Annotated in this window: 10 protein-coding genes; 6 read left to right on the plus strand and 4 right to left on the minus strand. The window is 56.1% G+C overall.

Going from position 1 to position 12823, the window contains the following annotated elements:
- Positions 1-17: 17 nt before the first annotated feature.
- The 6 genes from DWY57_RS06540 to DWY57_RS06565 are packed head-to-tail and all read left to right on the plus strand — an operon-like array spanning position 18 to position 6545.
- Positions 18-1088 (plus strand): glutaminyl-peptide cyclotransferase, encoded by a 1071-nt coding sequence (locus DWY57_RS06540; RefSeq protein WP_004293583.1) that lies wholly within the window; start codon positions 18-20, stop codon positions 1086-1088.
- Positions 1088-1585 (plus strand): transposase, encoded by a 498-nt coding sequence (locus tag DWY57_RS06545; protein WP_004303978.1) that lies wholly within the window; start codon positions 1088-1090, stop codon positions 1583-1585. The genes DWY57_RS06540 and DWY57_RS06545 overlap by 1 nt, the downstream gene beginning before the upstream one ends.
- Positions 1582-3639: a TonB-dependent receptor gene (locus tag DWY57_RS06550; protein WP_004293585.1), complete on the plus strand. Its 2058-nt coding sequence runs from the start codon at positions 1582-1584 to the stop codon at positions 3637-3639. Before DWY57_RS06545 ends, DWY57_RS06550 begins: the two co-directional genes overlap by 4 nt.
- Before the next feature lie 24 nt (positions 3640-3663).
- Positions 3664-4803, plus strand: coding sequence for an ABC transporter substrate-binding protein (locus DWY57_RS06555; RefSeq protein ID WP_004293586.1), 1140 nt, complete (start codon positions 3664-3666; stop codon positions 4801-4803).
- Complete coding sequence (locus DWY57_RS06560; protein ID WP_004293587.1) at positions 4804-5784, plus strand: iron ABC transporter permease; 981 nt, start codon at positions 4804-4806, stop codon at positions 5782-5784.
- On the plus strand, positions 5781-6545 hold the full coding sequence (locus DWY57_RS06565) for an ABC transporter ATP-binding protein (RefSeq protein WP_004293588.1): 765 nt from the start codon (positions 5781-5783) through the stop codon (positions 6543-6545). The genes DWY57_RS06560 and DWY57_RS06565 overlap by 4 nt, the downstream gene beginning before the upstream one ends.
- Before the next feature lie 85 nt (positions 6546-6630).
- On the opposite strand, the gene DWY57_RS06570 is transcribed toward DWY57_RS06565, so the two are convergent.
- Genes DWY57_RS06570 through DWY57_RS06585 form a run of 4 tightly spaced genes read right to left on the minus strand, consistent with a single transcriptional unit; the run spans position 6631 to position 12794 of the window.
- Positions 6631-7941 (minus strand): hypothetical protein, encoded by a 1311-nt coding sequence (locus tag DWY57_RS06570; protein WP_004293589.1) that lies wholly within the window; start codon positions 7939-7941, stop codon positions 6631-6633.
- Between the two features lie 6 nt (positions 7942-7947).
- Positions 7948-10215: a hypothetical protein gene (locus DWY57_RS06575; RefSeq protein WP_004293590.1), complete on the minus strand. Its 2268-nt coding sequence runs from the start codon at positions 10213-10215 to the stop codon at positions 7948-7950.
- Positions 10216-10218: 3 nt separating this feature from the next.
- The gene (locus DWY57_RS06580; RefSeq protein ID WP_004293591.1) at positions 10219-11907 is read right to left on the minus strand and encodes a hypothetical protein; all 1689 of its coding nucleotides are present in this window, start codon (positions 11905-11907) and stop codon (positions 10219-10221) included.
- Complete coding sequence (locus tag DWY57_RS06585) at positions 11904-12794, minus strand: hypothetical protein (RefSeq protein ID WP_004293592.1); 891 nt, start codon at positions 12792-12794, stop codon at positions 11904-11906. Before DWY57_RS06585 ends, DWY57_RS06580 begins: the two co-directional genes overlap by 4 nt.
- Positions 12795-12823 lie beyond the last annotated feature (29 nt).

The raw sequence follows: 12823 nt of genomic DNA on the forward strand, positions 1-12823 counted from the left end.
CCGTTTATAACAAGCCAATGAAACATCTGATACGACATATCATTCTTCTATGCGGGTTGCCGCTGTTGCTGGCGGGCTGCATGGAGTGGGACTACGGAGATGCGGTGGAAGATTTCAACGCTACCGGAGCCGGGTTGTTCATCACCAACGAGGGCAACTTCCAGTACGGCAATGCCACGTTGTCGTACTACGACCCCGAAACCCAACAGGTGCAGAATGAAGTGTTCTTCCGTGCCAACGGCATGAAGCTGGGCGACGTGGCGCAATCGATGTGCATCCACGACAATAAGGGCTGGGTCGTGGTGAACAATTCCCACGTGATTTTCGCCATCGACCTCAATACGTTCAAAGAGGTGGGCCGTATCACGAACCTGACTTCGCCGCGCTATATCCATTTCCTCAGCGACGAGAAAGCCTATGTCACCCAATTGTGGGACAACCGCATCTTCATCATCAACCCCAAGAAATATGAAATCACCGGTTACATCCAGGTGCCGGACATGACGATGGAAAGCGGCTCCACGGAGCAGATGGTGCAGTATGGCAAATATGTCTATTGCAACTGCTGGTCGTACCAAAACCGCATCATCAAGATCGATACCGAAACGGATCAGGTGGTAGAAGAACTGAAAGTCGGCATCCAGCCCACCTCGCTGGTAATGGACAAGAACCACAAGATGTGGACGATCACCGACGGTGGGTACGAGGGTTCGCCCTACGGCTACGAAGCCCCGTCTCTCTACCGCATCGATGCCGAGACGTTCACCGTAGAGAAGCAGTTCAAGTTCAAGATGGGCGACTGGCCTTCGGAGGTGCAGCTCAACGGTACGGGCGACAAGCTCTACTGGATCAACAAGGACATATGGTCGATGGACGTGGATGCGGAACGTGTTCCCGTGCGCCCGTTCCTCGAATACAGCGGTACGATTTATTACGGCCTGACCGTCGACCCCGTGCGTGGCGATGTCTACGTGGCCGATGCCATCGACTACCAGCAGCAGGGCATTGTCTACCGCTACTCGTCCGAAGGTGAACTGATCGATGAATTCTATGTCGGGATAATCCCCGGCGCATTTTGTTGGAAGTGATGGGCAGGATACGACACCTATACCATCTCATCTTCGTTACCAAAGGACGCAAGATGACGATTCCGACAACGGGAAAAGGATTGATGCTCGAGCGGATGACACGGATTTTTACAGGGAAAGGTTGCCGCGTACATGCCGCCAATGCCTTTCTCAACCACGTGCATGTACTTGTCGAGATTCCGAATTCCGGGGATTTCAGCAAGATCGTGAACAAGGTGAAAGGCGCCACGGGAACGGTATACCAGAAAACCCCGGAATATGCCGACTTCTCCGGTTGGGCTGCCGGATTCGACTCGTTCAGCGTGTCGTTCAGCGACCTTCACCGGCTCAGACGGCACATCGAGGAGCAGCATACAATCCATCAGGAGATCTCGTTCGAGGAAGAATACGGACAACTGCTTGAAGAGAATGGGTTCGACCCGCATCAAACGTCCGTGCCGGCATCCTCCACGGTACATTTTTCCGCGAATACCCACCCTAAAAACGGAATCAAATGATTTATACGAAATACATACTTTTCTCGCTACTGCTCGTCTGTCCGTCCGTATTGTCCGCGCAGGGAATCACACGACGCATCCACCAGATAGACGAGGTCACGGTGTGGGGCAAACGCCCGATGAAAGAAATCGGCGTGCAGAAGACGAAGTTCGACTCGCTCGCACTGAAAGAGAACATTGCCTTATCGATGGCCGACATTCTGACGTTCAATTCGTCCGTGTTCGTCAAGAGTTACGGACGCGCCACGCTCTCCACCGTTGCTTTCCGCGGCACGTCGCCCAGCCACACGCAGGTGACGTGGAACGGCATGCGCATCAACAATCCCATGCTGGGTATGACCGACTTTTCCACCATACCGTCCTACTTCATAGATCAGGCCTCGCTGCTTCATGGCACGTCGTCGGTGAATGAAACGGGCGGCGGACTCGGCGGACTTGTCAAACTCGGTACTACGCCGCAGGTCGGCGAGGGCTTCCATGCCCAATACGTGCAGGGCATCGGGTCGTTCCGCACGTTCGACGAGTTCGCCCGCTTCACCTACGGCAGCGACCGATGGCAGGTCTCGACCCGCGCGGTCTATTCGTCGTCGCCCAACGATTACAAGTACACCAACCACGACAAGAAGATAAATATCTACGACGAGGAGAAGAACATCATCGGACAGTATCATCCCAAGGAACGCAACCGATCGGGTTCGTTCAAGGACCTGCACCTGTTGCAGGAGGTATATTACAACACCCTGAAAGGCGACCGTTTCGGGTTGAACGCATGGTATATCAACTCCAACCGGGAACTGCCGATGCTCACGACCGATTACGGCGATGAGACCGCCTTCGAGAACCGCCAGCGGGAGCAGACGTTTCGTGGTGTCCTGTCATGGGACCATATCAAAGAGAAATGGAAAGTCGGCGTGAAAGGCGGTTATATCCATACGTGGATGGCCTACGACTACCGTCGTGAGGTGGCGCCGGACAACTGGGCCTCCATGACCCGTTCGCGGAGCAAGATAAACACGTTCTACGGACAGGCGGAAGCGGAATACTCGCCCGGCAGGAAATGGTTCTTCACCTCGAACGTATCCGTGTACCAGCATCTCGTGCGCAGCGAAGACAAGAACATCATCCTTCAGGATGGCAACAAAGCCGTCGTCGGATATGACAAGGGGCGTGTCGAGCTCTCCGGTTCTGTATCGGCCAAATGGCAGCCTGTCGAGCCGTTGGGCTTGTCGCTGGTCTTGCGCGAGGAGATGTCGGGCGACAAATGGGCTCCGCTCATCCCGGCATTCTTCATCGACGGACTGATTTCGCGCAAAGGGAACGTGATGGTGAAAGCCTCCGTATCGCGCAACTATCGTTTTCCGACTTTGAACGACCTCTACTTTCTGCCGGGCGGCAACCCCGACCTTAAAAACGAACACGGCTTCAGCTATGACGCCGGAGTGAGTTTCGATGTCGGCAAAAAGGGGGTATATAAACTGGGCGGCAGCGCAAGCTGGTTCGACTCCTACATCGACGACTGGATCATCTGGCTGCCGACGACCAAGGGGTTCTTCTCGCCGCGCAACGTGAAGAAAGTCCATGCCTACGGTGTCGAAGTGAAGGCCAACCTTGCCGTGCAGCCGGCAAAGGACTGGCTGATAGACCTGAACGGTTCCTATTCGTGGACCCCCTCCATCAACGAGGGCGAAAAGATGTCGCCCGCCGACCAGTCGGTGGGAAAACAACTGCCTTACGTGCCGGAGCACTCCGCCTCGCTGACAGGACGGCTGTCATGGCGGACGTGGGCGTTCCTCTACAAGTGGGCTTACTACTCGGAACGTTTCACCATGTCGAGCAACGATTACACGCTGACAGGCCACCTGCCCCGGTATTTCATGAGCAATATCTCACTGGAGAAAATGCTGTCGTTCAAACCGCTGGATGTACAGTTGAAACTTGCCGTCAATAACCTGTTCAACGAGGACTATCTCTCGGTGCTGTCGCGTCCTATGCCCGGCATCAACTTCGAGTTCTTCATCGGCATCACCCCGAAATTCGGGAAAAGCAGAAAATAATGTAAACGTAAATAAGGTAATGATATGAAAGTATTAAAGAATTTGAGCCTGATGGTGCTGCTTGCGCTGGCATTTGCAGGCTGTCGTGGCAAGAGTTCCCAACTTGCCGATTTCAACAAACAGCTTTACGCTCCCGAATATGCCTCGGGATTCAAGATTGAAAGAGCAGACGGCAGACAGAGCGTGCTGGTTTCCGTCATGAATCCGTGGCAGGGCGCGGATAGCGTCACCACCCGGTTGTTCATCTCCCGTAACGGGGAACCCGTTCCCGAGGGTTTCGACGGGCAGGTCCTCGAAGGGGATGCGCAGCGCATCGTGGCGATGTCCTCGACCCATATCGCCATGCTCGACGCCATCGGCGAGACGGCACGTGTGGTCGGCGTTTCGGGACTCGACTATATCTCCAATCCCGACATTCAGGCACGCCGCGACAGCATCGGCGACGTGGGTTACGAGGGAAATATCAATTATGAACTTCTGTTGTCGCTCGACCCTGACCTTGTGCTGCTTTTCGGCGTGAACGGGGCCAGTGCGATGGAGAGCAAACTCAAGGAGCTCGGCATCCCGTTCATGTATGTCGGCGATTATCTCGAAGAATCTCCGCTGGGCAAAGCCGAATGGCTGGTGGCGCTTTCGGAGGTCGTCGGGAAACGCGCGAAGGGCGAAAAGGTATTCGCGGATATTCCGATCCGATACAATGCGCTGAAACAGAAAGTGTCCGGTGCCGTTCTCGATGCCCCGTCGGTCATGCTCAATACGCCCTACGGCGATTCGTGGTTCATGCCCTCGACGGAAAACTATGCCGTGCGGCTGATTACCGACGCCGGAGGCGACTACATCTACAAGAAGAACACGGGCAACTCTTCGACGCCTATCGACTTGGAGGAGGCATACCTGCTCGCTTCGGAGGCCGATATGTGGCTGAACGTCGGCATGGCGAACACACTCGACGAACTGAAAGCCGCCTGCCCGAAGTTCGCCGATACCCGCTGCGTCCGAAACGGCTATGTCTATAACAACAACGCCCGCACCAATGCCGCCGGAGGCAACGACTACTACGAATCGGCCGTCGTGAATCCCGACCTTCTTCTGCGCGACCTCGTGAAGATATTCCACCCCGAGTTGGTCGAAGAAGATTTCGTATACTACAAACAACTGAAATAGATGCGTTCACGCCCCGTCATCCTGTTCACCGCGTTGTCCGTGCTTACGGTCGGCCTCTTCCTGTTGGATTTGGCTGTGGGCGCGGTTCGCATTCCCGTCGGCGACGTATGGGCGGCCCTGACGGGCGGCGACTGCCCGCGGACTACGGCGAAAATCGTACTGAACATACGGCTGATAAAGGCGGTTGTGGCTCTGCTGGCCGGGGCGGCGCTATCGGTCAGCGGCTTGCAGATGCAGACATTGTTCCGCAATCCGCTGGCCGGCCCCTACGTGCTGGGCATCAGCTCGGGTGCAAGCCTCGGCGTGGCGCTCGTGGTGCTGGCAGGCGTCGGCTCGTCGATAGGCATCGCCGGAGCGGCTTGGCTGGGTGCGGCCGTCGTGCTGCTCGTAATCGCTGCCGTCGGACACCGCATAAAGGACATTATGGTGATATTGATTTTGGGTATGATGTTCTCGTCAGGCGTGAGCGCTGTCGTGCAGATATTGCAATATCTGAGCAAAGAGGAGGCGTTAAAGGCGTTCGTCATCTGGACGATGGGGTCGCTCGGCGACGTGACGGTGCCGCAGCTCGCCATCCTCCTTCCGTCGGTCATCGTCGGGTTGCTGCTGGCCGTATGGACGATCAAACCGCTCAACCTCCTGCTCTTCGGCGAGGAATATGCCGTAACGATGGGACTGAATATCCGCCGTTCGCGCGGTCTGCTGTTTCTCTCGACGACGCTGCTGGCCGGCACGGTAACGGCTTTCTGCGGCCCGATCGGCTTCATCGGTCTTGCCATGCCTCACGTCGCGCGGATGCTCTTCCGCGAGGCCGACCACCGCGTGCTCCTGCCGGGAACCCTTCTCTCGGGGGCGGCGGTATTGCTTCTTTGCGATATCGTTTCCAAAATGTTCACTTTGCCCGTAAATGCCATTACCGCACTGCTGGGAATCCCGATAGTCGTATGGGTGGTTTTACGCAATAAATCGATGACGGTATGATAGAACTGTGCGATTTTTCCATAGGCTACGCAGAGAAGAGGCTTCTCGATAAGGTCGATGCCTCTTTCAAAAGAGGACAGCTGACTGCCCTTATTGGCAGGAACGGCACGGGGAAATCTACACTTCTCCGTGCCATAGCCGGACTGAATCATAATTATTGCGGTAAAATCCTGCTCGACGGACATTGTATCGCAAACATGAGAACTCCGGAGAAGGCAAGGCAACTGGCATTTGTCACGACCGAGCGCACACGCATCGCCAACCTGCGGTGCGAGGATGTCGTGGCTATCGGCCGCGCCCCTTACACCAACTGGATCGGCCGCATGCAGCCTCAAGATAGGGAAATCGTCATGCGGTCGCTCTCTTCGGTCGGAATGGAGGCGTATGCCGGCCGCACGATGGATAAGATGTCGGACGGTGAATGCCAGCGCATTATGATAGCCCGTGCTCTGGCTCAGGAAACGCCCGTCATCCTGTTGGACGAGCCGACCTCGTTTCTTGACATGCCCAACCGTTACGAATTGTGTTCCCTGCTCGCACGGTTAGCGCATGCTGAGGGCAAATGCATTCTGTTCTCCACTCACGAACTGGATATAGCCCTCTCGCTGAGTGACAGAATAGCCCTTATCGATACGCCCGTCCTTCACTGTCTGCCGACCTCCGAAATGATCCGCAGCGGGCATATCGAGCGGCTGTTCAACAATGCCGCCGTACAATTCGACCCCGTGAGCGGGATCGTGAAATCCATGCCAAGAGACTGACTTTCCTGTCGGGAAACACGTCAGACGCAATGAGGGTGTCCCAAAAAGTATTTGGCACCCTCGTATTCGTTGTAAGACATGTCGTTTATTTCGATACCTCGCACATCAGCACGCCTTTCCCCGTCACATCGGCTTTCGAGACCGTGATGGATTTTCCCGTGTAGGTCTTCACGACGGAAGTCCCGGCAGAGTTCCACAGTTTCCATGTATAGGTATAAGCTGTCCCGCCCGTGTCGATTTCCTCACCGCCCCTGTATAACACGGCTTTGGCATCCACGTCATTGCCGTTGTTCTTGATGGTGAACCCCTTCTGGCTGACCAGATCAACCGTGATGGGGTCGGACATATCCGTGAAGGAGATGATGTCGCAGACGACCTTGTTCGCCGAGGCGTTGCCCGCCGAGGTGTCCGTATCCTTGATGGCGCACTTGAAGGTCTCGAAGTTGAGAACGGCATCTGCCGTAATCGTGATTTCGTTTGTCGTCCAGCCTGCCGTCACGCCCCGAGGATTGGTCGAGGTAAGGCATGCCCAGCCGGCACCCAGCATGGAGTTGTAGTAGGGACACGAAACGGCGGCTCCCGATGCGGCTGCGGCACTCAGTGCGGAGGTCAGCGTCACGACCTTCGTGGAGGCGTTGACTGCCGAAATGGTGTACTGTGCCGATCCTATGGTTATCCTGCCTCCCGCCTCCATGTTCATTACCGAAGCGACCGTTATGGTCGTGGCTCCGGCTGCCGCGGCAGCTGTCAGTGTCGTGCCCGCGAATACCGCCGAATCCTTGATGCCCCACGCGTAGGTGACGTTCGTCGTGTCGATAGAGGCTCCGCGCCACAGGTCGCAATGCGCCCTGAGCGTCGCCACCTCGTCGTTCTTGAATACGATGCCGTCGGGTGCATACGCCACGGCGGCGATCATCGCTCCGGCGTTCAGGTGCTGCGTGAACTGAATCTCCGCCCGGAACGGAATCTCCAGCCCGTTGGCGTCGATGTAAACCGCCTCGAAAGTATAACGCACTTGCGGAGCGGAAACGGTCATGTGGTTGGCTTTGACGGTAAGGGCATACTTGGCCGATGCCGCGCCGATGGTGCAGCTGTCCTGTCCGGAGACGATCGCCGTACCGTTCTTGTACCACTTGGCCGAGCCGCTCTTCACGCCTGCCGTAAGCGTCGCGGCATTGCCTACCGAGGTGATCTGGTCGGTCGCCGCCTGACCGCTGACGAAGAGCGAAGGGGTAAGTACCAGATAGGGAGAAGCCGCCCACGAAGGGGCATAGGCATTGTTGTCTCTGTTGTACACCTGTGTCAGGGGCTGCGAGGAGCCGATGAATGCCTGCAACGATACCGCGTCGTTCTGGTCGATGATGGTGACCTGCCCGCGGGCTACTTTTACTGCCATAATAGATTATCGGTTATTTGTTATTTCCACTTCGCAATCGAAAACGGCCTTGCGCCACACGTCCCCGCCGGTTATCTCTATCTCCCTGCCGTAACGCGGTGCGGCGTTCCATATCCTGTCACTCTCCGTATCGCGGCTCGTCCGTATCCAGCGGAAATTGCCGTCGGGAATGAGCGATGTAATCTCTTCACCGCCCCTGTACACCCTGGCACGGAGTACCGTCGAGACGATTCCGTTGCGGAATGTCGTGCCGTTTTCAGACTCCACATAAACAGTATAGGAGGGAGATCCGTCGTAAAGTTTGAAAAAGGTATGGGTCGCACTGATTTTTTCATTACGGTATGTTGCCGTGTAGCGGAGGGTCAGCACGTCGCGCCCTTCCCAGCCATGAAACGGGGGTGTCATTTCAAATACGGCGGCATTGCATCCGGCATCTTTCCATATGCCGTCAACGGCAAGGTATTCCCACTGCCGACTTTCCGGCTCGAAATTGTATTCGGTCGCCACAAGCGGGATATTCTCCGGCTCGCATGCGCCTGAAAGCTCGTCCTTGAAATGGAACGCCGTGCCGCCTGTCAGGGAGACGGAACGGGGCTTGAGCAGTTCCTGCGCCTCCTCATCGAGGTCTTCCCAGCGGATGGTCACATCGCGCAGTTCGATGGTATCCTTGCCCCACTTGAACCGTCCCGAGGCGAAATGGCCCGTCCCGTCCGGATGGATGACGAAAGAACCGTCCCGTGAAACGATCGAGCCGTCTTCGTTCAGCCGCAACAGGGGATTCTGTATGGTACCCCCGATACCTCCCTTATTGAACCAGGCACCGTAATCGTCCGTGTAGGACAAGGCTTCATCGGTCGCCTGATAGGGGGTCACGTTCCTTCCGGCCTCCAATTGAGGGGCGGACAACGACAGGGGGACGGAAGCGGCAATGCCGAGACACATGACGGGGGAATCTGACCCGCGTATGAGGAACGGGACATTATAACGGACCCATCCTTTACCGGCAGCCACCGTCCGATCACCGACAAGATGTTCATCCTGATAGAACCGGATGGCTGCCGTATCTTCCGCTTTTATCCAGACTGAGAAACAATAACAGACTCCTGTATGAGCCTCCCGCCAGGCGGCACTTTGCGCACCAAGAAGACTGTCTCCGGCTATCCGTACACACCGCCCGAGTCCGGCGGGAGATGTTTCATCCAGCTCTTCCGAATGGCTGAACCGGCAGGACAGGCTGTCGGGTATGACATTCTTGTGGATTTTGCCCACATAAAACGTGCTTGAAAAACCGTTCTCGTCTCCCGCGGTAAGCGTGCCGGCTATATTGACATTGCGTGTGGCATAGAGATTCTGGAAATAGGCCCCGTAACCATCCAACATGCCGAAGACCGGATCGATGATGCCGCTGACCTTTCCCACACGGGCCTTGCTCGCCTCGCTGAAAGCGGATACGGAGGCAAGACGAACAATGTTCAGGTCGGCGACCTCGCACCAGTCCCCCTCGGAGGCCAGGCTTGATGTCAGGTCAAGAAACAGGCTCCGGCTGTACTGTGCCGGGTAATCCACGGTGATGACCCATAACTTGTACTTCCATTCCCGGCCGATGGAGATTTCATCTTCCGCATCCGTCTTTTCACGGTTCGTATAGCCGAATCGGATCGGTACGGAACCTGATGTTTTGGAAGACCTGACCTTGAACGATACCAGCAGGCGCTCCGGGTATCCGACCGGTTCTTCCAATGTCAGCATCAGCCCGAAGGAAGCGTTTCCTGCCGGTTCCGCGTTGCGGATAATGCGGACAATGCGTGTCGCTTCCGAATCGGCATCCAGATATTCCGTTTGCAGCATGCTGCCATAAACGGCGTACCTGGACTTGTCCGGCACTCCCGCCATGCCTCCGTCCATGACGGGATAGCACAGGGAGCGTTCGGTCGCCATGCCGTCGATGACATCCATATAGGGTGAATCGCTGTCAGAAGCCGTCAGGTACAAGGCGCCGCTACGTGCCGTATCGAACAGGTTGGTAATCCGCACGAAGTCCAGCAGTTCACCGCCCTGCGGTTCGTCCCCGTCCAGCAATGCCCCGATGAAATAAGGGGCGTCCTTGTCTCCGACAAGCTCCGTTCCGGTTTCTGTCACGCACATCAGCGAATAGACGGTACGCTCCCGTTCGGCATATTGCCTGCGGATGATATCCCCGGCTTGCAGTCCCTGTGTCTTCTGCGAGTCGGGGGCAATACGGATCTTGTATGTCGGATAACGGAATACGGACATGGATTATGACAGTTTTTCCACGGTGTCTCCCGAACAGCTGTCGCTGATCCAGAAGGAACCGTTGGTTACCGAAGTCTTTTCGACCTCGAACTCATAGGCGCGGAACTTACGGCGGGCCACCACCTCGTCGAATGTGGCGGAGACGCCTCCTGTCGTCCGGTTCCGGCGGACAGCCCATCCGCTTCCGGAAAGGCCCGGGGAAAAGAACTCCGAAGAGAGCGACCCGGTAAAGACGCTGTTTCCGTAATGCCGGATACCGTCCTCCACCGCTTGCAGGCGTAACGCCTCTGTCAAGTATAGGATTCTGTCAGTAATCCGGGTGGGCGACGCATGGATTCCGATATGCCCGGCTGCTTCCAACGGAACAGCGACCGTAACGAAATCGGCATCGGTGCGGATATGGAACGATTCGCTGTGACGGTTCTGCGGGGCATAACAGCTCACGGACGGACGGTGTGAAAAATCCGTGCTGTGAGGGATAGCCGTCCTTACGTCCTCTTCCTCGTAGATTACCTCGGAAGAAAGCGATACGCGCTCCCTGTCGCCTGTGAACATAAATCCCTCTGCTGTGCCCATCCGCAAGCGCTTGTGGATAACGATACCTTCATCGGAAGTGTCTACCCGGTATGAGGAGAGCAGGTCGGCGCCGTAGTTGTGGCGGACAGTCAGCGAGCCCGGAAAACAAGCCTTTCCGTAAGGGGAAAGCATCAGACACTCGCCGTCCACGTCCGATATGCCGGAGAACAGGCGTATCTTCGGGGTATGGTCGCCGCCTAAAAGAAGGTCACCGCCGATACTCCCGAACTGTATCTTGTCCTTGTCGGTACAGAGCAGTACGGGAACATCTCCGATCCGGATGCCGAATCCGTCCAGGAACGAGAGGAACCCGCCGAGCGCGACATCCTCTTCCGAAAACGAAAGCAGACATTTCCCTTTGTCGCCCAGTTCCACGCCTTGCAAGGCTTTCAGTCCGCCATCCATGACCGTACTCCCTCGCACCGTCAGATTCCGTCTCACCATGCCGTCCCGCATCGTCCAATCCACCGTGTCCGTATTGGCGTTGCCACGATGATAGACATCCTGCCCGCCCACGGCCAGCCGTGTCGGGGAGATGGATATTCCTGTATCCTCGTCCCCGATAATCCATGCCCCTTTGGAATGTACCGTCGCATCCAGAAAGTCTATATGGGAAGCGTTGATTGTAGCGGTGGCCTTGTCCGCGTCGTAACGGAGCAACTGCCTGCCGCCGATATGCAGGCTGTCGCCCCCGACTTTCAGGTTGCCGGTAATCCTGATACCGTACTCGATGGCAGTTACCACACCTTCCGGATCGGTAATGTCCTGCGAATAGGTTTCCAGGATACGGGTGTTTCCAATGCCGGCTTCGAAACCGTAATTGGCACTGAGCTTGCCGGTCATGTCACCGCCCGATTTCTTCAGGTAATCCAACAGCAAGCCACCGCTTCCGGAACCGCCTTCTCCCGTAACGGCTCCGGCAATGGCGGATGCAAAACCGTAAGCGGTATTCTTCAGTCTCAGGCTGGTCTCGTCGCCTTCCTCGATGCCGTAAGGATGCTCGTCGTCCTTTTTCTGCTGGGCATTGAAAAAGTTATGGTACAGCTGTGCATAGATGGAATAGCACAGGCTCTCCTTGTCGAGGGTTTCTATATCGGGATGCAGTTGTACGCTCATTTGGTATAGCTGGTCTTGGAAAGAAATTTCTGGATACGTGATGTCAGCGAGATGAAGTTCGGCATATTGATCGGCGACATCGTGCCCATCAGTGTGGGAGTCATGATTTTCGAACATTCCGTCAGGAAGTCGAGCATCAGCCGGGCAAGCTCATTACCCAGAACCAGCGGCTCGGTGGCATTCTCGTCACCGAGCGTCACCTTGTTGTCGGCAACGGCAACGGTCGTGGAATTGACCTTTTGTACCACTTTATCTGCTGTCTGTCTGACTTCAGACTTGTCCACCGTATGCGTGATGCTTTCCGCATCGATAACGGTTGTCGCTTCCTTGTCCTTGTCATTCCTAACGGTTGTTGTGACGGCCGTCGGCGTATAGTGGGTGGAGGTCTCGTTACCGGTGGTTTCCAGTTCGTCGTAGTCCGGGGAAGAGTCGTTTTCCGGATCCAGTTCCTCCATTTCGGTCACGCCGATGACGGTTTCCGTGCGGGCATTGAGCCGCAGGATATCCACATGGGAGAAGTTAACCACATAGGCATAACGGGTGGCGGCATCCATGAAGATGGTCACGTCGGAAAAAAGTGCGGGGACGATCAGGAAGCCGCCTTCGCTGTTGGTGGCGGCCGAGAGCAACACGCCTTTATGGATAACAGGTTCGGCGGAGGCCGTCTCGTCCGGGTACTCGCCGACATCAATGGTACCGCCGTAGTCGGAAAACTCCTCGTCCGAGGGGTTGTCGTGTATCTTGGCGACATAGCCGTGTATCATGCGGGCCGTACCGATACCGGACATGCCTCCGGGAGCCAGATTGATACGCTCCATACTCCGTCCCAAGGCTATCTTGCGGATAGCCTCACGGATAAGCAACTGGTTGGATTTGTCTGAAGACATGAGTTTTTTGAAAGAATAGGAGGAGCATA

This window comes from Bacteroides sp. AF25-5LB, assembly GCF_003602965.1.
Classification (GTDB): Bacteria; Bacteroidota; Bacteroidia; order Bacteroidales; family Bacteroidaceae; genus Bacteroides; species Bacteroides uniformis.